The following is a 21,285-nucleotide window of genomic DNA, read 5'->3' on the forward strand; positions in this document are numbered from 1 at the left end:
TCCGACGCGGATCGGAATTCAACCCCACAGAAGCCCGGCCATATAGGTTCAACAGGCGAGGAATGACGTATGACCATCCAGACGCCGGATATTTCGCGGAGCACGAGCATGGCGCAAGAGCAGACCGGCTGTCGCCTGTGCGGTAAACTACTTAAGCATAATTTTGTCGATCTCGGGATGTCGCCGCCCTGCGAAAGCTTCATCACGGCGGATCGGCTTGACCGTATGGAGCCATATTACCCGCTCTATGCGCTCGTCTGCGACCATTGCTATCTGGTGCAGCTGAAGGAATATTTCTCGCCTGCCGAGATATTCACCGAATATGCCTATTTCTCATCCTTCGCCACCAGCTGGGTCAGCCACGCGAAAACCTATTGCGACGAGATCACCGAGCGGCTGGAGCTGAATGAAAACAGCTTCGTGGTGGAGATCGCCAGCAATGACGGCTATCTGCTGCAGCATTTTCTGCCGAAGGGCATCCCGATCCTCGGCATCGAACCGGCGGTCAACGTGGCCGAGACCGCCATCGCCAAAGGTGTGCCGACACGTGTGGATTTCTTCGGCGCGACACTGGCCGCCGAGCTGGTCGGCGCGGGACGCAAGGCCGACCTTCTGATCGGTAACAATGTTCTGGCGCAAGTGCCGGATCTCAATGACTTCGTGCGCGGCCTGCAACTGCTTTTGAAGCCGGAAGGCGTGATCACGCTGGAGTTTCCGCATCTGGCCAACCTGATCGAGCAGAACCAGTTCGATACGATCTATCACGAGCATTTTTCCTATTTCTCGTTGCTGACGATCCGCTACATGGCGCATCGCCATCACCTCAAGGTCATCGACGTGGAGGAATTGCCGACCCATGGCGGGTCGCTGCGGGTGTATCTTGCGCATAACAGCAGCAAGCGGAAGGCGGGACCGCGTGTCGCGGCACTCCTGAAGCGCGAAGAGAGTTTCGGCCTCAACGAGATTTCAACCTATGAACAGTTCGCCGAAAAGACCCGCCGCACCAAGCGCGATCTCCTGTCCTTCCTGATCGCGGCCAAGAACGCGGGCAAGCGCATCTGTGGCTACGGCGCGCCGGGCAAGGGAAACACGCTTCTGAACTATTGCGGCATCGGCACGGATTTCCTGGACTTCACGGTCGACCGCAATCCCTACAAGCACGGGCGATTCACGCCGGGCATGCACATCCCGATCTACGATGTATCGGCAATCGACAAGTACCGGCCCGATTACATCCTGATCCTGCCGTGGAACTTCAAGGACGAGATCATCCGGCAGATGCAGCACGTGGTCGAATGGGGGGCGAAGTTCATCATTCCCATTCCGCACGTCACGTTGATCGACCCGGCACTACTCACAGAGGAGCGGTAAGTCATGAAAGTCGTTCTGTTCTGCGGCGGTCTTGGAACCAGAATTCGCGAATATTCAGAGAATATCCCGAAGCCGATGATTCCGCTCGGCCATCAGCCGATCCTGCACCACGTCATGGAATATTACAGCGACTACGGGCATAACGATTTCGTCCTGTGCCTTGGCTACAAGGCCAATGTGGTGAAGGATTTCTTCCTGACCATCCGTCCGCAGACCTTTGCGGATTGCGTGGTTTCGGATGGCGGGCGCAATGTGCAATTGCTTGAGGAAGTGGATCGCGACTGGAGCGTGACGCTGCTCGACACCGGCATCTGGCGCAATATCGGTGAAAGACTATGGAGCGCCCGGTCGCATGTGGCGAATGAGGACATTTTCCTCGCCAATTACAGCGACGGCCTCAGCGATGTAGACCTCGATGATATGACGGAACGCTTCCGCGCCAGCGGCAAGATCGCCTGTTTTCTCGCAGTCCGTCCGCCGTTGACCTATCACCTTGCCGATATTGCCGAAGGCGGCGACGTGCGTGCTTTCCGGACGTCGAACACGTCCGACATCTGGATCAATGGCGGCTATTTCCTCTTCCGCAAGGAAATCTTCGATTATATGCGCGAGGGTGAGGAACTGGTGCTTGAACCGTTCGGACGGCTGATCGCTGAAAACCAGTTGATGGCCTATAAATACGAAGGCTTCTGGCGGTCCATGGATACGCTGCGCGACTGGCAGACACTTGAGGACATGGTTGAAAAGGGCGATATGCCCTGGAAGAGACACAAGGCGGAACGCCGCGCGGCCAATATCGCGATAGCGCTATGATCGACCTGCCTTCGCTCGCAAATCCCGGCCGTCCGCTGCAACTGCTTTGTCTGGGCGCGCATTCTGACGATATCGAGATCGGTTGCGGCGGCACGCTTCTGAGCCTGATCGAGAGCGGCATGCCGCTCCATGTAGAGTGGTGCGTGCTTTCGGGAAATGAGAAAAGGCGGGCGGAGGCGGAAGCTTCCGCCCGCGATTTTCTGCGCGGCATGGATAGTTTCAACATCCATCTGGCCTCTTTCGAGGACAGTTATTTTCCGGCACAGAGCCGCGAAATCAAGCAATGGCTGATCGAGCAGCGCGGGCGAGGGCAGCCGGATATGGTGTTCACCCATCGACATGGCGACGCCCATCAGGATCACCGAACGGTCAACGAACTGACATGGAACCTTTTCCGCGATCAGGTAATCCTGGAATATGAAATTCCGAAATGGGATGGTGATCTGGGCCAGCCCAACGCCTATTCAGCGCTACCGGCTGCGATCATGGGTCGCAAGATCGACCTGTTGATGAAGCATTTCGGCACCCAGCGCTCCAAGGACTGGTTCGACGCGGAAACCTTTCGTGGGCTTGCCCGGCTGCGCGGCATGGAATGCCGCGCGCCTGAGACTTATGCCGAGGCTTTCCATGCCCGCAAGCTGCGACTTTTCTAGTTTGCGAGGGGCTTCGCATTGGTGTCGACACGGACGACGACCGACATGCCGGGCGCAAGACGTGCAGCATCCGGCTGATCTTCATCGATGGCGATGCGAACCGAAAGGCGCTGCGTGATCTTGGTGAAATTGCCGGTGGCGTTATCGGATTTGATCACGCTGAACTCTGAACCGGCAGCAGGCGCGAAGGCTTCGATACGTCCGGTCAGCTCCGCATGGCGCAGCGCATCGACGGTGAATGTGACCGGCTGACCGACCTTCATTCCATAGAGTTGCGTTTCCTTGAAATTGGCCATCACCCATTTGGTCTTCGGGACGATGGAGACGAGCTGCGTTCCCGCCGTCACGTATTGACCGAGCCGCACGCCGACTTCACCAAGCGTGCCATCGCGCGGTGCGATGATACGGGTGTTTTGCAGGTCGATCCGCGCCAGCTCGACGGTCGCCTCGGCATTGGCGATATCGGCATTGAGGCTGTCGCGATTGACGATGATGGATTGCAGGTCCTGTTGCGCGACGGCCAGCGCGGCTTGAGCTTCCTCGACAGCAGCCTGCGCCTGAAGCAGGGAACCGTGCGCCGTATCAGCCGAACTTTGCGTGGTCACGCCGCGCGGCAGCAAGGCCTCCACGCGTTTCGCATTGGCTTCGGCCACCTCAAGCGCGGCTTTCGCGCCGGAAATCTGGGCCTGCCGCGACTGGATCGTCGCTTCCGCCGAACGCTGGCTCTGTTCCGAATTGGCAAGGGCTGCCTTCTTGCTGTTGAGTGCGGCCAGCGCCTGATCCAGCTTCTGCTGATAGCTGCGGTTGTCGATCTCGAACAGGAGGTCGCCCTGCTTCACGGTCTGATAATCGTTGACATTGACCTTGGTGACATAGCCGGCGACCTGCGGGCTGATAACCGTCACCTGTCCGCGGACATAGGCGTTATCAGTGGTTTCGACACTGTGTTTGAAAGGCGGCAGCTGCCACGCCCACAGCACCATCAGAACGCCTGCAAGGCCAATGATGAGGGCAAGTCCGCCGCGAATATACTGTTTTCCAACTGACATTTTCAAAGACTCGTGGATTTATCCGGCCGCCGCAACGCTATGGCGGCGGGCCTGTATGTTTTCATAGAGGCGATAAGCGATCAGGCACGCGAGCGAGAGGACCGCAATGATGGAGATCGCGAAAAAGGCATCGTTATAGGACAGCACCGTCGCTTCCTTGGTGACCTGTTGTCCGAGGAGCGCCAGCCCTTCGGCCTTGGTCAGTCCCTGATCGGCAAGCACCTTTGCATAGGTGCCCGACAGTGCCTGAATGCGCTGGGCGACGACGGGGTTGGACATGACCAGCTGCTCCACCAGATAGGCGGAATGGTACTTCTCGCGGATCGCGATGAATGTGCCGAATACGGCAGAACCGATGAGCCCGCCTATATTCTGGGTGAAGAGGAAGATGACGATGAAACTCGTCATATAGGTCGGCCCCTGTTTCAGAGCCTTGGTGATGCCCGCAAGCATGGCCGGAGGCAGGAACAGGGCGCCGCCGAATGCGATCAGCGCCTGGCTGAGATAGGCATTGTGCGGGCGGGTGAGATTGGTCGCATGGCTATCCAGAAAGGCGCCGACCGCGATGAAGACCAATGCCAGTCCGAAAATGAGCGATACGCGTTCAAGCTTCATCCACATGCCGCAGGCAATGCCGCCCGCCAGCGAAGCGGCGAGGATGACGAGATAAAGTCCCTGGCTCTGGCCATCCTGCAGGCCGAATGCCTGAAAGAGACCGACGGCGCCCGTCGTCTGCTCGGCAAGCACGATGCGAAAGACGAACAGGATCAGCGTGAAGCGCAGAATTTCCGGTGAGAAGAGCCAGTGCAGGTTCATCAGCGGCTGTTCGCGGTTGAGTTCGATTGCGGCAGCGCAGGCCAGCGCCGCTATGGAGATCGCGAGGCATACGCCGATCCAAGGCGCTTCAAACCACCAGTAGTTCTTTCCCTGAACCAGAACCACCGCGAGAAGGCCGAAGCCGATGGCGATCAGTCCATAGGCGACAAAATCCAGCCAGTGCAGCACCTTGGCGCGGGGTGCCTGTGTCATGGGCAGAATATAGACCACGGCGAAGGCCGCGAGCGACAGGCCGATCTCGACCATATAGAGCTGCTGCCATTGCCCGATATCGAACAGCAATGGCGAGATGACGCGCGCCAGCGGGCCTGCCGCACCCGAACAGGTGAGCGCGAGGCTGAGACCCCAGGTCATCTTCTTGGCGGGTGGAAAGGCTTCCAGCATGTAGAGAAAGCCGATGGTCGAAACCGGTGCTGCGGCCGCGCCCGCAATGAAGCGGATCGGGATCGCCGACCAGATGTCGTAGACAAGCAGATGCAGCAGCGAGGACACCAGAAAGACGGCAATGGCTATTTCCGCAAAGCGGCGCAAACCGAACTGGGTGCGAATCTTGACGAGAAGGATCGTCAGGCTGGCATAGGGCGCCATATAGGCCGCGATAAGCCACGAGGTTTCCGTCAGCGTTGCGCCGAGCGCTCCTTGAATCTGCTGCGTGTTGGCCGAGATGAAATACATGCTGAGACCGCGCGTCGACCACATGAGGATCGACGCGGCGATGTAGATGGCAGACATGTAAACCGGCATGTGCGCGGCGGCTGGCGCCGCAGCGGGTTGCTCTGCCGGGGAGGTCTCATCTGACTGGCTGTCTTTGTTTTCTTCCGGCATGTTTCTAGCGGTCTTTATCCGCAAGCGTCGTCTCGACCGTCTGGCTGATTTCCTGAAGCACCGAGAGCGCCGCTTCCAGCGTGGGCCTGTCGATGCGTTGCAAAAGGTCCGACCGGATGCTGCGGGTGATTTCCTGCAGTTCGCGCACCTGTGACTGTGCTTCGTCGGTCAGCTCGATACGTTTCGCGCGACGGTCGCCTTCAACCGCAGCACGATAGATCAATCCCTGTTTTTCAAGGCCATCCAGAAGGCGCACCACCGAAGGATGCTCGATTTCCAGAGCATCCGCCAGCTCGCGCTGGTTCCAGTCGCGCGGCTGGGCGAGAAGCAGCAGCAGGCGGGCGCGCGCCAGCGTCAACCCGCGTTCGCGGACGCGGGAATCGAACAGGTTGCGCATTTTGCGCGCGGCCGTGGAGAGCTCCATCGTGAAGGCCGCTTCGAGATCGGTATTTGAGTGAGACATTTGTATAGCTATCTATTATGTGTGTAGCTATACATATATTAATTCCGGTCTGCTAATCAATGGGACTTGCTCCCCGAAAAGGAGAAAAGAAAAAATAATTTTGTCGTTTCGGGAATAAACCGGGACCGACGATTGTCTTACCCCATATCGCATGTCGCGATTGGAACCCTGTGAGGCAAATCATGAAAACGTTTGGTTTTGTGTCCGTACTGGCAATCGCAGCCGTGGCGGCGTCCGCTGCTCTGGCAGCGCCATCCGTCAAGACGATGGAAAGCTCGAAGGGGCAGGTTCTGGCTGGCGCCAAGGACATGACGCTCTATACTTTCGACAAGGATAGCAAGGGCGAATCCAACTGCTATGATACTTGTGCGAAAAACTGGCCGCCATTCAAGGCGATGAAAGGGGCAAAGGCTTCCGGCGCATATACGCTGGTCAAGCGCAAGGATGGCAGCGAACAATGGGCAAAGGATGGAATGCCGCTTTATTACTGGGTGAAGGACAAGAAGCCCGGCGATGTAACCGGAGACGGTGTTAATGGGGTCTGGCACGTCGCAAAGCCATGAGGCCGATGTGAGCCATCCCGCTCCAGAAACTTTCGAGGGCCAGCTTCTGGCCCTCCTGCCAGTCATGCGGCGCTATTCGCGCAGTCTTGCGAAGTCCGACGCCGAGGGCGAGGACCTCCTGCAGGACTGTGTGGCCAGAGCGCTGGCCCGTCGCGGCCAGTGGCGCGGCCTCAATCTGCGTGGGTGGATACTCACGATGATGACCAACCTTTATCGCAATGGCCATAAAAGCCGCGCGCGCACCCGGCATGAAACGCTGGACGCTGCGGAAAATGTCAGTGTCGCGGCCTCCCAAACCGATCCATTCCAGTTGCAGCAGCTGGAAGAAGCGATAAACACCCTGCCGGAAGATAACCGTGCCGTGCTGATGCTCATCGTCGTCGAAGGCTATAGCTATGGCGAGGCGGCGGAAATGCTGGGCATACCTTTGGGGACCGTCATGTCGCGGTTGTCGCGAGCGCGCCATCGCCTTGCAGAACATTTGAACGGATCAAATATCGTAACGCTTCGGAGAACCCGATGACAGACCGCAATTCTCCCATAACCGAAGCGGAACTGCACGCCTTTGTCGACGGGCAACTATCTGAACAAGAGCATATTCGCATTGCCGGGCTTCTTGATGACAACTCCGAACAGGTTGCGCTCGCGGATGAATGGCGCAGGCAGAACGAGGGCATCAGGCAACTTTTTTCCGGCTATGCAGAGGCGAAAAACGACGATGCCGGAATGATCCGGCAGGCGGGAAATCGCCAGTCGCGAACCTACCGGGGAGCCGTTGCCGCGGCTGTTCTCGCGGCTTTGCTTGTCGGCGGCGCGGGCGGCTTTGCAGGTTCGCGCCTGCTTGCGGAAAATGCACCGCAACTCGCCAGCGCGCAGACCCTGCCGGAGCAGGCTCAAGCCGCTTATCTTATCTATGCCAGCGAAGTACGGCATCCGGTCGAGGTTTTTTCCAATGAAGAAGCGCATCTGGCGGCATGGCTTGGCAAAAGGCTCGACATAGCCGACCTTCGGCTACCCGATCTCCGCTCGCTCGGCTTTCAGCTTGTCGGCGGGCGCCTCTTGCCGGTTGGCGGCAAGGCTGGCGCTTTCTTTTTGTATGAAGATGCGACAGGAAAACGGCTTTCGGTGATCGTCGGGCGCAATCCGGATAACCGCGACACGAGCTTCCGCTTTGCCTCGAGCGACGGCGTCGAAACCTTCTACTGGATCGACAACGATCTTGGTTATGCGGTGAGCGGCGAGATATCGCGCGACCGGCTGCGACAGGTGGCGGAAGAATGCTATCGCCAGTTTCCGGGCTGAACCGCTTTATCGATAATCGCTGAAAGCGTGCACCATGGCATCTCTGGAGCTGCCGCTGGCGATCAGTGCGGCAAGCAGAATGCGGGCCTGACCGGGACGAAGCGTGCGCGCATGGATGGCACCCGCTTCGGCAAGGTCGTATCCGCCGCCGCCGCCGCCATAACCGGGGACCAGCAAGCCTTCCGGCACGCGGCTTGAAACCACGACCGGAATATCGCGGCGCGAACACGCACGGACCGCTTCGACAACGCAAGGCGTGGCGTTGCCCGAACCGAGCGCCGCAAGCACGATGCCGCGGGCGCCGGCTGTTATGCTCGCTTCAATGTGGAGGGCGTCGCAGCCCGGATAGATGGCTATCATGTCGATGCGCCGATCGCCGACAGGGGCAGGGAGCATCGGATTTTGGACAAGGGCCGGACGGGCGGAGCGAAAGGCATCGGCGTTGTCGCTGCTGAATTTATAGGCTCCCCAAGCCGGGACGATGCGTCCGCCGAAGGCGATCTGGACACCTTTTTCCGCATTGGCCGGATCGCAGGCAAGGCGAATGGCGGTGGCGATATTTTCCGGGCCGTCCGCGTCGGGGTGATCGGCGGTAAACTGCGCGCCGGTAAAAATTACCGGCTTGCCGATGCGACACTGCAACTGCACCAGCAGCGCCGTTTCTTCCATCGCGTCGGTTCCATGCAGGACGATGATGCCATCGATTTCACCATCCTTCATTCCGGCGTCAATGGCATTGCTGACGCGCTGCATGTCGGAGAGCGTAAGGATCGCTGAATCCTTCGCCATCAGGTTGACAGGACGAAGCTTCGCTTTGAGACCCGGAACCAGCCCAGCCAGGTCCTCACCCGACAGGACCGGTGCGCTTGCTCCGTTCTCCCCGCGCTTGCTGGCGATGGTGCCGCCAGTGGTGATCAGCGCTATGGAGGGCGTTGCAAGCGTCATATTCCCGAATCCTCTTACTTACCGCGGATGCTGGCGTCTACAGCACGTTCGGCGGCAAGTCGATGGATGCGTTCGCGCATCAGATACCAGCCGAGGATGAGGGCAGGGCCGATGATCGCCAGCGAAGCAATCGTTGAGGTGCCGACCGGATAATCAAGCGCCATCAGGACGAGCACGCCGAGCAGAAATGCGAGGGTGAGGATGCCCGTATAGGGCGCGCCGAACATGCGGAAATTCGGGCGCACGATCTCGCCACGACGCGCAAGATGCCACAGTTTCAACTGGCACAGGACAATCACGCCCCATGCCGTAATGATGCCAAGCGCAGAGAGATTGAGCGCGATTTCAAACGCTTCCGCGGGCACGACGGCATTGAGAATGACGCCGATGACGGTGACGACGGCGGTCACGGCGATGCCCATATAGGGAACGCCGTTCTTGTTCATTCTGGCGAGGGACGCCGGTGCCGAGCCGGAGATCGCCATGGAATGCAGGATGCGGCCTGTGGAATAGAGCCCGGCATTCAGCGACGACAGAACCGCGGTGAGAACAACCAGGTTCATGATGATATCCGCCCCTTCGACACCGATCTTGCCGAAGAAGGTCACAAACGGGCTCTCGCCCGCGGAATAGGCCGTATAGGGAAGAAGCAGCGACAGTAGCAGAACCGAACCGACGTAAAAGACGAGCAGGCGGAAGACCACGGTGCGGATGGCGCGAGGCATGACCTTGCGCGGGTCTTCGGTTTCGTCAGCCGTGGTGCCCAGCAACTCGATGGATGCATAGGCAAACACAACCCCCTGTATGATGATGAAGGCAGGCAATATGCCGTTCGGGAACAGGCCGCCGCTATCGGTGATGATGCTGAAGCCCGCCGGATGACCGTCAATCGGCGTTCCGGTCACGACGAAATAAATGCCGACCACCAGAAACGTCACCAGCGCGATGACCTTGACGAGACTGAACCAGAATTCCAGTTCGCCGAACACCTTCACGGACATGAGGTTCATCGACAGCACGATGACAAGCGCTGTCAGCGCGAATATCCACTGGTCGATGCCTTGCAGCCAAGGCACGTAGTGCTTGAAGAAGTTCATGTAGAGCGCGACCGCAGTCACGTCAGCCACCGACGTCATCGCCCAGTTGAGCCAGTACATCCAGCCGGCCACGAAAGCCAGCTTCTCGCCGTAGAACTCGCGGGCATAGGAGACGAACGAGCCGGAGCTGGGACGATGCATGATGAGTTCGCCGAGCGCACGCAGCACCAGAAACGCAAAGAAGCCGCACAGTGCGTAGACGAAGACCAGAGCCGGACCCGCGAGCGCCAGACGTCCGCCCGCGCCGAGGAACAGCCCGGTTCCGATTGCGCCGCCGATGGCGATCATCTGGATCTGCCTCGGTCTCAGGGCCTTGTGATAGCCGCGATCCTCTTCAATGAACACTTCGCGTTCGGCCGGGGTGGCTTTTATGGTTTCAGTCGGCATCGCTCCTCCCTGAGAGCACGGGGTTGCTGGGGGCGACCATGGGCGTGCAAGGCCAATTAGGGCGCGCCGCTGGCCATTCAATGAGGGATGAAACTCATCCCCTTCTGAAAAGTTATTCTGTAAAGCTGCATGACAGGTTTTGGGTGCGGTTTAACGCATATCGGAGAACGTGCGTCAAGTATTGAGCTTCAACTCACGGGGCCCATGTGCGTTGCAGAAAATCTCTCAGCGGAGAAAAAACCAGCAGGAAGAAAGTGTTATCGGCCTGTGCTGAAATGGCGTGAAAGCACCGTGACGGCCCGGTTCAGCACGAATGGCGAGCTCGATCCTGTGGAAATATTTGGAGGCTCGATTGGCCCTAGACCTCATCCTTGCCGATGATGGTCGTAACGGCGGTCTTGACCTTGCTCAGATGCGCTTCCATCGAAGCGCGGGCTTCGGCTTCCGACCCGGCCTCGATGGCTTTGGCGATACGGCGATGCTCGACATTCGATGCTTCGCGGCGACCGGACATCAGATTGACGAGTTCGGATTGCTGGATAAGCGCCTCGCGCGCATCGGCCACGATCTTGGTAAAGACCGTGTTTCCGGAGGCTTCGGCAATGGCGCAATGGAACTCGGAATCCAGCAACTCCCATTTATGGGGATCTGTTTGCCTGTCCATCTTGTCGCAAAGTTCCAGCAGAAGGGCTAATTGCCCGGCGTTGCGGCGTAGCGCCGCCCAGCCTGCCGCTGGCACTTCGATAAAGGGGCGCGCCTCGATCAGATCGCGGGCCGAATAACCGCCATAGTTCAGTTCCGTCGCAGGGACTGTGTTCAGGACATAGGTACCGCTGCCCGTTCGGGTGTGGGTAAGGCCCAGCGTCTGCAGCGACCGTAAGGCTTCCCGCACGATCGGACGGCTGACGCCGAACCGGCCTGCAAGCCGGGCTTCTGAGGGCAGGCGGGTGCCGATGGCGAGGCGACCCGACGTAATGGCGGTGCGAATATCGTCGAATACGACTTCCGCCGCGTTCTTTCGTGTGATCGGATGGGTGTCCGATAGCCAATCGGCCAGCTCGCTCATGTTCGCACCTCCGTCAACTGCCTCGCTCCTGTCTGGCAGCTAGGCAATTTCCAGAAGGATATCAATCCCAAACTGGTTCATAAAGGCCGGATCGGCGGATACAAAAAGCCCTGCGGTCCGTTCGGATCGCAGGGCTTTGGTCTGGAAAATGTCAGGCAGCCGTGGCGGCTGTGTTCAACTTGTTGGCCGACAGGATGCTGATGAACGCTGCACCGTAAGCCGTGAGCGGCGCCATCTTTGCAAGCGCGCTTGCAATGGCATCGTGGTGGCTCAATTCTTCCTCGGAATCGTGGCGGAAGGATACGCAGACAGTTTCGCCATCTTCACCGATGAATTCGACCTGATAGGAATTTTCCTTGCCGCACCTTTTGACCAGAGCATCAACAATTTGCATGCATTTATTCTCCTTCCGAGCCGCATGAACGCGCCGCAACGGATATGGTTCCATGCAATTTTATCTTTTTGCCTGCCGTCAGTTTCGCCTTGACAGTCGGGCAGCGCCCAGCGCGGCTGCGAAAGCAAGGGCGAGCATGACGAAGGTGAATTCGGCGACCGCGGACCATCCGTCGGCAATCCAGAAATAGCCGCCCGCCGCACCCGCGACGCTGGAGCCCAGATAATAGGCGAGCAGATATAGCGACGATGCATGCCCCTTGGTCTGGAGCGCCAGCCGTCCGACCAGTGCGCTGGCGACGGAATGGCTGACGAAGAAGCCGACAGTGACAAGGATGATGCCAGCGACGATGACGGGGAGCGGCGCAAACAGGGTGAGAAGACAGCCCGCAGCCTGCACGGCAAGGCCGATGGGAAGAACGGTGAAATAGCCGAGCCTGTCGCCCATTTTGCCGGCAAGCCACGAAGCTGCAATGCCGAACAGGTAGACTGTGAAAATAGCGCCGAGTGCCGTCTGGCTGAGGCTGTAAGGCGCGGCAACGAGGCGGAAACCGATATAATTATAGATGGTGACGAACGAGCCCATCACCAGAAAGCCGATGGCAAAAAGCAGCGGCAGGGCAGGATTGCGGATGTGGCCGATCCACGCGCCGAGGTGAAATCGTGCATTGAAACCAGCTTGCGGGACGAAGTTCTGCGATGGGGGCAGAAGGAGAAGGAAGCCGATGGATGCTGCGAGCCCGAGCAGGCCCATGCCTGCCAGTCCGACGCGCCATGAGAAATATTCCGCAAGCGTTCCGGCAATGACGCGGCCTGCCATGCCTCCGAATGCGTTCCCGGCAATATAGAGTCCCATCGATGCGCCCAGCCCGCGCGGGTCGATTTCTTCCGCCAGATAGGTCATGGCGACCGCAGGGACGCCACCGAGCAACAAACCCTGCAAGCCGCGAATGACCAGCAGCATGTGCCAGTCCGGCACGCTCGCGCTGGCTATTGTGCAGAGCGCGGAGCCAAGAAGCGAGACGAACATCAGTGTCCTGCGTCCGAAGCGTTCGGATACGGCAGCGGCGCAGAAGATTGCAAAAGCGAGAAAACCCGTTGAAACGGAAAGCGACAGCGAACTGGCCGCAGGCGTGATGTTAAAATCATGCGCGAAAAGCGGCATCAGCGGCTGCACGCAATAAAGCAGCGAAAAGGTCGCGAAGCCTGACAGGAACAGTGCGATGCTCGCATTGCGAAACGCCGGTGTACCCTTGATGAGGTAGTGTTTTTGTTCGGGCGCCGCTGGAGCTGGAACGAGCTTGAGCTGGCTTTCCTGTGTTCTGACGCTGTCGAGACTGCGTTCTGCGAGGCGGGACATGACTTTGCCTTTTCAAATCCTCCCGCATTTTGATCTAGTCAAATGGGCTTCATTTGTCCAATATATGAAAGTAACGATTGCAATAGCTTTTGGGTATGGCGATGGAGCTGCGTCATCTGCGTTATTTTCTGGCGGTTGCCGAAGAAGGCAATTTTACCCGGGCGGCTGCGAAGCTTGGGATTGGCCAGCCGCCGCTCAGCCAGCAGATACGCGATCTTGAAAACGAGATCGGCGTGGCGCTGTTTCATCGCGTGCCGCACGGTGCAGAACTGACGGCGGCAGGCACGGCTTTTCTAGATGAAGCGAAAGCCTCCCTTGCCGCCGCAGAGAAGGCAAGGCTTGCGGCGCAAGGGGCGGCCCGTGGGGAAACCGGCAGGCTTGCATTGGGTTTCACCGCGTCGTCCGCGTTCAATCCGGCTGTCAGCGGTACGATCCGCAAGTTTCGGGCCAGATGGCCCGATGTCCGGCTGACGTTGACGGAGATGAACAGCCATCTTCTGATGCAGAGCGTATTGCGGGGGGAAGTGGACGCAGCCTTTATCCGTCCCGGTCTGGAAAACCCCAAGGATGTGCGTATGAAGCGGCTGGCGGACGAGCCGATGATGATCGCCCTGCCAAGTCATCATCCGCTTGCGGTTCATCCGAAGCTGCCAATTTCAGCCTTGGCAAACGAGGCATTCGTGCTTTTCCCGCGCATTGTCGGGCTTAGCCTTTACGATGATGTGGTAGAAGCCTGCCGGAACGCTGGTTTCGAGATGATCGTGGCGCAGGAAGCGCCGCAGATGCCATCCGTCGTCAATTTGGTCGCGGCTGATCTCGGCGTTTCAATCGTCCCTGCTGCGATTGCGCAGATCAAGCTCGCTGGCGTCACTTACAGACCGATCGAAGGGGAGCCACTTGTGGCTCGGCTCGGCCTGGTGTCGATGAAGAACAACCGGTCACCGCTGATCGACAACCTGACAAGTCTGCTGCCGGATCAGCGATCCGCATAACGCGAAAGTGGCTTGAAGCGGTCTCGGCGTTGACCGTCACCTTCGGGCATGTATGATTGCTCAAGCGGCGATATGCCTGGGAGGGGACGCTGCCTTTCCATCCATAGGATTACCGTAGGCGAGGGTCGGTGGCCGCAAGCCGAACGGTCGAATTATGCCCTATCCCGTCCGAATGGAGATTTTCGTGAAAAGACTTCTGATTACCGGTGCTGCGGGTGGACTGGGACGCGTGATGCGCGAAAAGCTGGTGGGGCAAGCAGAACTGCTGCGCCTTTCCGATGTTGTCGATATGGGAGAAGCCAGCCCCAATGAAGAGCTTGTTCAGTGCGACCTTGGCGATCTGGATGCGGTCATGCGCCTTGTCGAGGGCTGTGACGGCATCCTGCATCTTGGCGGGATTTCCACCGAGGCGTCTTTCAGCAAGATACTCAACGCGAATATCGTCGGGATGTACAATCTCTACGAAGCGGCGCGGGCGCATGGCCATCCACGCATCATTTTCGCCAGCTCCAACCACACGATCGGTTTCTACCGGCAGGACGAATATATCGACGCAAAGGCACCCACGCGCCCGGATGGCCTCTACGGCGTTTCAAAGTGTTTCGGCGAGTCCCTTGCCAGCATGTATCACGACAAGTTCGGGCAGGAGACGGCAATCGTGCGCATCGGTTCCTGTTTTGAGGAGCCGCGCAATCATCGCATGCTCTCCACCTGGATGTCCTATGACGATTTTGCCAGCCTGATCGAGTGCGTTTTCCGGGCACCGATGCTGGGGTGCCCCGTCATCTGGGGCGTTTCCAACAACGATTCGATGTGGTGGGATAACAGCCATGCCCGTTTCCTCGGCTGGCATCCGAAGGACAACGCCGAACGCTTCCGCGCCGAACTGGAAAAGACGACACCGCGGCCTGCGCCGGATTCTGCACTTGCCGTCTATCAGGGCGGTGCATTTGTTGATGAGCCTATCCATCAGGACGACTGACGGACTTTTGTGCGAGGCACGATGATGAGGTAGGGCACATATTTTGCTTTACGTACCTCAAAACGAAGGCTAATCTTTTTATCGTGATGCTTTGGGAGGAGTTCACGTGCAGCCAGAAGTTTCAGACAAAAGCATATTTGAGAAGCGTCAGTTGCGGCGGGTTGCCGTGGACGGCTGCCAATGAGCACACCGGAAGAGGATGGCAGGCCTGCGCTGCTGGAGGCCGTGTCGCTTTCCAAATCATTCGGCCCTGTTCAGGTTCTGAAAAATATCGATCTGCGCATTTTCGGCGGCGAAGTTCATGCGATCATCGGTGAGAACGGCGCGGGCAAATCGACCCTGATGAAGCTGCTGGCGGGCAATGAGCGGCCGACGGGCGGAGAAATCCGCATGGATGGCAAGCCGGTGTCCTTCTCTGGGCCGGTTGAGGCAGAAGCGCAGGGCATCGTGCTGGTTCATCAGGAAATTCTGCTCGCACCTGATCTGACCGTCGCGCAGAACATCTATCTCGGTCGCGAGCTTCATCGTGGGCTGGTTGTCGATGACAAATCGATGCGCGAAGGCGCGCGCAAGGCCATCCGTGATCTTGGTGCCGATATCGATCCCGATGCGGTTGTCGGTTCACTGTCGATTGCGCAGCGCCAACTGGTGCAGATTGCCCGTGTTCTGCTGGTGCCGCATCGTGTGGTGATTTTCGACGAACCGACCGCTTCGCTGACGCCTTTCGAGACGGAAGCGCTGCTGAAAGTCATTCGCGATATTCGCGCGAAGGGCGTCGCTGTCCTTTACATCTCTCACCGCCTTCCGGAAGTGAAGGAAATATCCGATCGTGTGACCGTGCTTCGCGATGGCAAGCTTGTTTCCGCACATCTGGCCTCGGAATTGCAGCCGTCTGATATGGCGCGCCTGATGGTTGGTCGCGACGTCGCAAAGCTCTATCCTGACCGCGCAAGCCAGCATGACAACGCTGCCATTATGGAAATCGAGCATTTCAGTGTGCCAGGATATGTTCAGGATGCGAGCTTTCACCTCAACCGGGGCGAGATACTCGGCTTTGCCGGTCTGGTCGGTGCGGGACGCACGGAACTGATGGAAGGTATCGTCGGTCTGCGACCGAGCAAGGGCGATGCGCGCCATAATGGCAAGCCGGTACATTTCCGCAATGCGCATGAAAGCCAGAAGGCGGGGATCGTTTATCTCAGCGAGGACCGGAAGGGCAAAGGGCTGCTGCTGACCAAGGACCTCGGCGTCAATCTCACTCTTGCTTCATTGAAGAAATTCGTGAGCGGGCTGCAGATAGACCGCAACAGGGAACGCACCGCGCTGGATGATGCAATCCGCGAGTTCGATATTCGTACTGGCCGCAAGGACATTCTGGCTGGTCAGCTCTCGGGCGGAAACCAGCAGAAGCTGCTGCTCGCCAAGATGATGATGCTCGATCCATCCATCGTCATCATCGATGAACCGACGCGCGGCATCGATGTCGGCACGAAGGAGCAGATTTATCAGTTCATCGCCAATCTGGCCGATGAGGGGAAATCGATCATCGTCGTTTCGTCGGAAATGCCGGAGCTTATCGGCATCTGCGACCGCATTGTCGTGATGCGGGAAGGGCGGATTGCCGGTGAGGTAACAGGCGAGCGCATGACGGAACATGACATCGTCGTGCTTGCAACCGGCGTTGAAGCCGAAAACGCCGCATAAAAACAATAAAGTGGGAAGTAGATGACACAGGTTGCGACCGATAAAAGCAGAGTGCCGAGGACATCCAAGGATTGGGACTTGCGGGCAATTGCCCCGTTCATTGCGCTCGCCTTGCTGCTTGTACTTGGTGCTATTGTTAGTCCTAATTTCATTGGCCTAGACAATTTGCTCAATGTCATGACACGCGCCGCATTTATCGCGATTATTGCAGTGGGCGCGACCTATGTAATCTCTTCAGGTTGTTTGGACCTGTCAGTAGGATCAATGGTGGCCTTTGTGGCGAGTTTGATGATCCTTTTCATCAATTCCGGCGTCATTGCCGACCCGGTCCTGCTGCTGCTGGTTGCCATCTTGCTGGCTCTGGTACTCGGAGCAGCCTGCGGCCTCCTGAACGGACTCATTACTACCGTCGGCGGAATTGAGCCTTTCATTGCTACGCTTGGAACCATGGGGGTCTACAGAGGTTTGACGACCTGGCTGTCACAGGGCGGCGCGATCACCCTTCGCAATTCCGAAATTCAGGCCATGTATCGCCCGGTTTACTCCGGATACATAGCTGGCATTCCGGTCCCCGTTATCTTCATCTTTGCGACGGCGGCGCTAGCAGCTTTTGTGCTTTATCGCACACGCTATGGCCGTCATTTGCTGGCGGCAGGTTCCAACGAAGATGTGGCGCGCTATTCTGGTATCTCGGTCAAGAAGGTGCGCACTATTGCTTATGTGGTGCAAGGGTTGTGCGTGGCTGTTGCGGTGCTGCTTTATGTACCGCGTCTCGGCTCCACCTCGGCCCAGACCGGCATGATGTGGGAACTGAATGCCATTACCGCTGTCGTCGTCGGCGGTACGCTGATGCGCGGTGGCGTGGGCCGTATCTGGGGGACGATCTGTGGCGCGTTCATACTGGAGTTCATCGGTAACATCATGATCCTGTCGAATTTCATCAGCGAGTATCTGCTGGGGGCCATTCAGGGCGCGATCATCATCATCGCCATGCTGGTGCAGCGTTCGCTGTCGCGGCGATGAAATTACGGTTTTTGGCGGGATTGGTGGGGCGATTCCAGCCAGAGAGGAATGAGAGCCCCGCGTTTACTGGGAGGAAGACTATGCGAGGGAATTTGATGAAGCTTGCTTTCGCCGCCTTGACGGCGGGCGCGCTGGCCTTTGGCGGCGCGGCAAGCGCACAGGACAAGAAGGTGACGATCGGCGTGTCGATCCCGGCTGCCGATCATGGCTGGACGGCGGGTGTCGTCTATCACGCCGAACGCGTGGCGAAGTTGCTGATGGAAGAACATCCAGGCCTCAACGTCATCGTCAAGACATCGCCCGATGCCGCATCGCAGGCCAATGCGTTGCAGGATCTGGCCGTACAGGGCCTCGACGGGCTGGTCGTCCTGCCGACCGATCCCGATCCGCTCGTCAACGCCATCAAGGAGATCAAGGACAAGGGAACCTTTGTCGCTCTGGTCGACCGCGCGCCGAGTAGCAACGACAACACCATCCGCGATCTCTATGTGGCTGGCAACAATCCGGCGCTCGGACAGGTGGCTGGCGAATATATCAAGAAGACCACGCCCGATGCACAGGTCGTCGTCATCCGCGGCCTGCCGATCCCGATCGATCAGCAGCGTCAGGATGGTTTCGACAAGGGTATCGAAGGCTCCAACGTGAAGGTTCTGGACCGTCAGTATGGCAACTGGAACCGCGACGATGCCTTCCGCGTCATGCAGGATTTCCTGACCAAATATCCGAAGATCGATGTGGTCTGGTGTCAGGATGACGACATGGCTGTCGGCGTTCTCGAAGCCATCAAGCAGGCGAACCGCTCCGACATTCAGTATGTCGTGGGCGGTGCGGGCTCCAAGGACATGATCAAGAAGGTCATGGATGGCGACAAGCTTGTGCCGGTCGACGTTCTCTATCCGCCAGCGATGGTGTCCACGGCAATGCAGCTTGCCGCCGGTCATTTCTATGACCAGATTCCGGTGAGCGGCAATTACATCCTCGATGCGACGCTCGTCACGAAGGATAACGCCAAGGATTTCTATTTCCCGGATTCGCCGTTCTAAGGTGATCAAATACCGTGCGCCTGCGGGAGCGGGCGCACGGCTTTTCTTTTTCAATCCCGATATGCAGCGCGAAGCGCGCTCTCAAATTGCTCGATGCCGGTCGATGGCGGGGTCCGAGCATATTCAGGAGAAATTTGATGAAGACGATCAAGGGGCCGGGCATTTTTCTCGGGCAGTTCGCAGGCGACGAAGCGCCGTTCAACACGTGGGATGGCATCACCAAATGGGCCGCCCAAAAAGGTTATGCCGGGGTGCAGGTTCCTACATGGGCGAGCCAGCTGATCGATCTGAAAAAGGCTGCTGAATCGAAGGATTATTGCGACGAGTTTGCCGGTGTGGCGCGCCAGAACGGCGTTGAAGTCACGGAGCTTTCGACGCACTTGCAAGGGCAGCTCGTTGCTGTGCATCCGGCCTATGACGAAGCTTTCGACGGTTTTGCAGTGCCGGAAGTGCGGGGAAACCCCAAGGCGCGCCAGCAATGGGCGGTCGAACAGGTGAAGATGGCGATCCGCGCATCGCGTAATCTCGGCATTGGCGCGCACGCGACCTTCTCGGGCGCACTGGCCTGGCCGTTCGTCTATCCGTGGCCGCAGCGGCCCGCCGGTCTGGTGGAAACGGCATTTGAGGAACTGGCGAGACGCTGGAAGCCGATCCTTGATCATGCCGACGAACACGGCATCGATATCTGCTATGAAATCCATCCGGGCGAGGACCTGCACGACGGCGTGACCTTCGAGATGTTTCTGGAGCAGGTCAAAAATCATCCGCGGGCCAACATGCTTTACGACCCGTCGCATTATGTCCTGCAATGCCTCGATTATCTCGACAATATCGACATCTACAAGGACCGCATCAAGATGTTCCACGTCAAGGATGCGGAGTTCAATCCGACCGGGCGGCAGGGCGTCTATGGCGGTTATCAGGGCTGGGTCAATCGCGCGGGCCGCTTCCGTTCGCTTGGCGACGGGCAGGTTGATTTCGGCGCGGTGTTCTCCAAGATGGCCGCGAACGATTTTGACGGCTGGGCCGTCGTTGAGTGGGAGTGCGCGCTGAAGCACCCGGAAGACGGTGCGCGCGAAGGCGCGGAATTCGTCAAGGCGCATATCATCCGCGTTACCGACAAGGCGTTTGACGATTTCGCATCCGGCGGCACCGATGACGCCGCCAACCGGCGCATGCTTGGATTATGAGGACGCAATGACCATCGAAGCTAAAACCACTGAAACAGCAACGCCCCGCATCCGCCTCGGCATGGTAGGTGGCGGCGCAGGCGCATTTATCGGCGGCGTTCATCGCATGGCGGCGCGGCTCGACAACCGGTTTGAACTGGTCGCAGGTGCCTTGTCCTCGTCAGCGGAAAAGGCGCAGGCCTCGGGGCGAGAACTGGGGCTGGCCGAAGATCGCATCTATTCCAGCTACAAGGACATGGCCATTCGCGAGGCGCGGCTGAAAAACGGGATCGAAGCCGTTTCCATCGTGACGCCGAACCATGTGCATTATGACGCCGCCAAGGAGTTCCTGCGCCGCGGCATCCATGTCATCTGCGACAAGCCGCTGACCTCGACACTTGCCGATGCGAAGAAGCTGAAAAAGGTTGCCGACGAAAGCGGTGCCTTGTTCGTCCTGACGCATAATTATACCGGCTATCCGATGGTGCGACAGGCGCGCGAAATGATCGCCAATGGCGAACTTGGCGATCTTCGCGTCGTGCAGGTGGAATATGCGCAGGACTGGCTCACCGAAGCGGTTGAAGCGACCGGCGCTAAGGGCGCTGTCTGGCGCACCGATCCGGCGCAATCCGGACTTGGCGGCGCGACCGGCGATATCGGCACACACGCCTTCAATCTCGCCTCCTTCGTGACCGGCCTCACGCTCGATAGCCTCGCCGCTGACCTCGACAGTTTCGTCGAGGGACGTCGCCTGGACGACAATGCGCATGTGATGCTGCGTTTTGCAGGTGGGGCGAAGGGGATGCTGTGGTGCAGCCAGGTTGCTCCCGGTAATGAAAATGCGCTGCGCCTGCGCGTCTATGGCACGAAGGGCGGCATCGAATGGGCGCAGGAAGACCCGAACTATCTCTGGTTCACGCCTTTTGGCGAACAGAAGCGGCTTATCACGCGGGGCGGTGCCGGTGTGGGGTCCGCCGCTGCTCGCGTGACCCGCGTACCGGCTGGACACCCGGAGGGTTATCTGGAGGCTTTTGCCACGATCTATTCGGAAGCGGCCAATGCCATCGAGGCCCATCGGAACGGCAAGAAGCCAGACAGTGCCGTGATCTATCCGACCGTCGATGATGGCTTGAAGGGCGTTGCTTTCATTGATGCCTGCGTGCGCTCTTCACAGAAGAATGGTGGCTGGGTCAAGCTTTAGAAATTGATAGGGAATAAAGAAAGGGCGCCACTGGCGCCCTTTTTGTG

General features: G+C 58.5%; 21 protein-coding genes. 13 read left to right on the top strand and 8 right to left on the bottom strand.

Translation table 11 applies throughout. The features are described 5' to 3' along the window. The first annotated feature begins 69 nt into the window (after positions 1 to 69). Genes J9800_RS00725 through J9800_RS00735 form a run of 3 tightly spaced genes read left to right on the top strand, consistent with a single transcriptional unit; the run spans position 70 to position 2,837 of the window. Entirely contained in the window at positions 70 to 1,371 is a 1,302-nt protein-coding gene (locus tag J9800_RS00725) for a class I SAM-dependent methyltransferase (protein WP_112588858.1), read from the top strand. 3 nt (positions 1,372 to 1,374) lie between these two features. After that, on the top strand, positions 1,375 to 2,184 hold the full coding sequence (locus tag J9800_RS00730; protein WP_114215125.1) for a sugar phosphate nucleotidyltransferase: 810 nt from the start codon (positions 1,375 to 1,377) through the stop codon (positions 2,182 to 2,184). Then, positions 2,181 to 2,837: a PIG-L deacetylase family protein gene (locus tag J9800_RS00735; RefSeq protein ID WP_114215124.1), complete on the top strand. Its 657-nt coding sequence runs from the start codon at positions 2,181 to 2,183 to the stop codon at positions 2,835 to 2,837. Before J9800_RS00730 ends, J9800_RS00735 begins: the two co-directional genes overlap by 4 nt. Here J9800_RS00735 and J9800_RS00740 read toward each other — a convergent pair. The 3 genes from J9800_RS00740 to J9800_RS00750 are packed head-to-tail and all read right to left on the bottom strand — an operon-like array spanning position 2,834 to position 6,011. Beyond that, positions 2,834 to 3,886 (bottom strand): HlyD family secretion protein, encoded by a 1,053-nt coding sequence (locus J9800_RS00740; protein WP_114215123.1) that lies wholly within the window; start codon positions 3,884 to 3,886, stop codon positions 2,834 to 2,836. The two genes, J9800_RS00735 and J9800_RS00740, sit on opposite strands and share 4 nt — an antisense overlap. Before the next feature lie 18 nt (positions 3,887 to 3,904). Further along, positions 3,905 to 5,548: an MFS transporter gene (locus J9800_RS00745; protein WP_114215122.1), complete on the bottom strand. Its 1,644-nt coding sequence runs from the start codon at positions 5,546 to 5,548 to the stop codon at positions 3,905 to 3,907. 4 nt (positions 5,549 to 5,552) lie between these two features. Continuing rightward, complete coding sequence (locus J9800_RS00750) at positions 5,553 to 6,011, bottom strand: MarR family winged helix-turn-helix transcriptional regulator (RefSeq protein WP_112588868.1); 459 nt, start codon at positions 6,009 to 6,011, stop codon at positions 5,553 to 5,555. Between the two features lie 182 nt (positions 6,012 to 6,193). Between J9800_RS00750 and J9800_RS00755 the strand changes: the two genes are divergently transcribed. Genes J9800_RS00755 through J9800_RS00765 form a run of 3 tightly spaced genes read left to right on the top strand, consistent with a single transcriptional unit; the run spans position 6,194 to position 7,876 of the window. Further along, positions 6,194 to 6,574: a COG4315 family predicted lipoprotein gene (locus J9800_RS00755; RefSeq protein WP_114215121.1), complete on the top strand. Its 381-nt coding sequence runs from the start codon at positions 6,194 to 6,196 to the stop codon at positions 6,572 to 6,574. Then, entirely contained in the window at positions 6,546 to 7,097 is a 552-nt protein-coding gene (locus J9800_RS00760; RefSeq protein WP_114215120.1) for a sigma-70 family RNA polymerase sigma factor, read from the top strand. The genes J9800_RS00755 and J9800_RS00760 overlap by 29 nt, the downstream gene beginning before the upstream one ends. Then, positions 7,094 to 7,876, top strand: a complete 783-nt coding sequence (locus J9800_RS00765; protein ID WP_114215119.1) for an anti-sigma factor family protein — start codon at positions 7,094 to 7,096, stop codon at positions 7,874 to 7,876. Before J9800_RS00760 ends, J9800_RS00765 begins: the two co-directional genes overlap by 4 nt. Before the next feature lie 6 nt (positions 7,877 to 7,882). Here J9800_RS00765 and J9800_RS00770 read toward each other — a convergent pair whose 3' ends face one another. The 5 genes from J9800_RS00770 to J9800_RS00790 all read right to left on the bottom strand — a co-directional run bounded on the left by J9800_RS00770 (position 7,883) and on the right by J9800_RS00790 (position 13,124). Continuing rightward, the gene (locus tag J9800_RS00770; protein ID WP_114215118.1) at positions 7,883 to 8,821 is read right to left on the bottom strand and encodes an asparaginase; all 939 of its coding nucleotides are present in this window, start codon (positions 8,819 to 8,821) and stop codon (positions 7,883 to 7,885) included. A gap of 14 nt (positions 8,822 to 8,835) precedes the next feature. Beyond that, positions 8,836 to 10,305, bottom strand: coding sequence for an amino acid permease (locus J9800_RS00775; protein ID WP_210845384.1), 1,470 nt, complete (start codon positions 10,303 to 10,305; stop codon positions 8,836 to 8,838). Positions 10,306 to 10,663: 358 nt separating this feature from the next. Then, positions 10,664 to 11,371: a FadR/GntR family transcriptional regulator gene (locus J9800_RS00780; RefSeq protein WP_114215116.1), complete on the bottom strand. Its 708-nt coding sequence runs from the start codon at positions 11,369 to 11,371 to the stop codon at positions 10,664 to 10,666. 151 nt (positions 11,372 to 11,522) lie between these two features. Continuing rightward, the gene (locus J9800_RS00785; RefSeq protein WP_010658600.1) at positions 11,523 to 11,765 is read right to left on the bottom strand and encodes a hypothetical protein; all 243 of its coding nucleotides are present in this window, start codon (positions 11,763 to 11,765) and stop codon (positions 11,523 to 11,525) included. 78 nt (positions 11,766 to 11,843) lie between these two features. Next, positions 11,844 to 13,124, bottom strand: coding sequence for an MFS transporter (locus tag J9800_RS00790; RefSeq protein WP_114215115.1), 1,281 nt, complete (start codon positions 13,122 to 13,124; stop codon positions 11,844 to 11,846). A gap of 101 nt (positions 13,125 to 13,225) precedes the next feature. Here J9800_RS00790 and J9800_RS00795 point away from each other — a divergent pair, with 101 nt between their 5' ends. The 7 genes from J9800_RS00795 (at position 13,226) to J9800_RS00825 (ending at position 21,238) form a co-directional block, all read left to right on the top strand. Further along, positions 13,226 to 14,116 (top strand): LysR family transcriptional regulator, encoded by an 891-nt coding sequence (locus J9800_RS00795; protein WP_114215231.1) that lies wholly within the window; start codon positions 13,226 to 13,228, stop codon positions 14,114 to 14,116. A gap of 184 nt (positions 14,117 to 14,300) precedes the next feature. After that, positions 14,301 to 15,098, top strand: coding sequence for an NAD-dependent epimerase/dehydratase family protein (locus J9800_RS00800; RefSeq protein WP_114215230.1), 798 nt, complete (start codon positions 14,301 to 14,303; stop codon positions 15,096 to 15,098). 180 nt (positions 15,099 to 15,278) lie between these two features. Next, a complete protein-coding gene (locus J9800_RS00805; RefSeq protein WP_114215114.1) occupies positions 15,279 to 16,802 on the top strand; it encodes a sugar ABC transporter ATP-binding protein in 1,524 nt (507 codons plus the stop codon). Positions 16,803 to 16,823: 21 nt separating this feature from the next. Beyond that, positions 16,824 to 17,825, top strand: a complete 1,002-nt coding sequence (locus J9800_RS00810) for an ABC transporter permease (protein ID WP_114215113.1) — start codon at positions 16,824 to 16,826, stop codon at positions 17,823 to 17,825. Positions 17,826 to 17,905: 80 nt separating this feature from the next. Further along, a complete protein-coding gene (locus J9800_RS00815) occupies positions 17,906 to 18,868 on the top strand; it encodes a substrate-binding domain-containing protein (RefSeq protein ID WP_162792626.1) in 963 nt (320 codons plus the stop codon). A 137-nt stretch (positions 18,869 to 19,005) separates the two neighbouring features. Continuing rightward, positions 19,006 to 20,058 (top strand): sugar phosphate isomerase/epimerase family protein, encoded by a 1,053-nt coding sequence (locus tag J9800_RS00820; protein WP_114215111.1) that lies wholly within the window; start codon positions 19,006 to 19,008, stop codon positions 20,056 to 20,058. A gap of 7 nt (positions 20,059 to 20,065) precedes the next feature. Next, complete coding sequence (locus J9800_RS00825; protein WP_114215110.1) at positions 20,066 to 21,238, top strand: Gfo/Idh/MocA family protein; 1,173 nt, start codon at positions 20,066 to 20,068, stop codon at positions 21,236 to 21,238. Positions 21,239 to 21,285 lie beyond the last annotated feature (47 nt).

The sequence above is a fragment of the Ochrobactrum sp. AP1BH01-1 genome, assembly GCF_018066705.1.
GTDB lineage: Bacteria > Pseudomonadota > Alphaproteobacteria > Rhizobiales > Rhizobiaceae > Brucella.

What these genes read in the sequence shown, in the direction of transcription:
- J9800_RS00725 (WP_112588858.1), top strand. Translation starts at nt 70, where the DNA reads ATGACCATCCAGACGCCGGATATTTCGCGGAGCACGAGCATGGCGCAA.
- J9800_RS00730 (WP_114215125.1), top strand. Translation starts at nt 1,375, where the DNA reads ATGAAAGTCGTTCTGTTCTGCGGCGGTCTTGGAACCAGAATTCGCGAA.
- J9800_RS00735 (WP_114215124.1), top strand. Translation starts at nt 2,181, where the DNA reads ATGATCGACCTGCCTTCGCTCGCAAATCCCGGCCGTCCGCTGCAACTG.
- J9800_RS00740 (WP_114215123.1), bottom strand. Translation starts at nt 3,886, where the DNA reads ATGTCAGTTGGAAAACAGTATATTCGCGGCGGACTTGCCCTCATCATT.
- J9800_RS00745 (WP_114215122.1), bottom strand. Translation starts at nt 5,548, where the DNA reads ATGCCGGAAGAAAACAAAGACAGCCAGTCAGATGAGACCTCCCCGGCA.
- J9800_RS00750 (WP_112588868.1), bottom strand. Translation starts at nt 6,011, where the DNA reads ATGTCTCACTCAAATACCGATCTCGAAGCGGCCTTCACGATGGAGCTC.
- J9800_RS00755 (WP_114215121.1), top strand. Translation starts at nt 6,194, where the DNA reads ATGAAAACGTTTGGTTTTGTGTCCGTACTGGCAATCGCAGCCGTGGCG.
- J9800_RS00760 (WP_114215120.1), top strand. Translation starts at nt 6,546, where the DNA reads ATGGGGTCTGGCACGTCGCAAAGCCATGAGGCCGATGTGAGCCATCCC.
- J9800_RS00765 (WP_114215119.1), top strand. Translation starts at nt 7,094, where the DNA reads ATGACAGACCGCAATTCTCCCATAACCGAAGCGGAACTGCACGCCTTT.
- J9800_RS00770 (WP_114215118.1), bottom strand. Translation starts at nt 8,821, where the DNA reads ATGACGCTTGCAACGCCCTCCATAGCGCTGATCACCACTGGCGGCACC.
- J9800_RS00775 (WP_210845384.1), bottom strand. Translation starts at nt 10,305, where the DNA reads ATGCCGACTGAAACCATAAAAGCCACCCCGGCCGAACGCGAAGTGTTC.
- J9800_RS00780 (WP_114215116.1), bottom strand. Translation starts at nt 11,371, where the DNA reads ATGAGCGAGCTGGCCGATTGGCTATCGGACACCCATCCGATCACACGA.
- J9800_RS00785 (WP_010658600.1), bottom strand. Translation starts at nt 11,765, where the DNA reads ATGCAAATTGTTGATGCTCTGGTCAAAAGGTGCGGCAAGGAAAATTCC.
- J9800_RS00790 (WP_114215115.1), bottom strand. Translation starts at nt 13,124, where the DNA reads ATGTCCCGCCTCGCAGAACGCAGTCTCGACAGCGTCAGAACACAGGAA.
- J9800_RS00795 (WP_114215231.1), top strand. Translation starts at nt 13,226, where the DNA reads ATGGAGCTGCGTCATCTGCGTTATTTTCTGGCGGTTGCCGAAGAAGGC.
- J9800_RS00805 (WP_114215114.1), top strand. Translation starts at nt 15,279, where the DNA reads ATGAGCACACCGGAAGAGGATGGCAGGCCTGCGCTGCTGGAGGCCGTG.
- J9800_RS00810 (WP_114215113.1), top strand. Translation starts at nt 16,824, where the DNA reads ATGACACAGGTTGCGACCGATAAAAGCAGAGTGCCGAGGACATCCAAG.
- J9800_RS00815 (WP_162792626.1), top strand. Translation starts at nt 17,906, where the DNA reads ATGCGAGGGAATTTGATGAAGCTTGCTTTCGCCGCCTTGACGGCGGGC.
- J9800_RS00820 (WP_114215111.1), top strand. Translation starts at nt 19,006, where the DNA reads ATGAAGACGATCAAGGGGCCGGGCATTTTTCTCGGGCAGTTCGCAGGC.
- J9800_RS00825 (WP_114215110.1), top strand. Translation starts at nt 20,066, where the DNA reads ATGACCATCGAAGCTAAAACCACTGAAACAGCAACGCCCCGCATCCGC.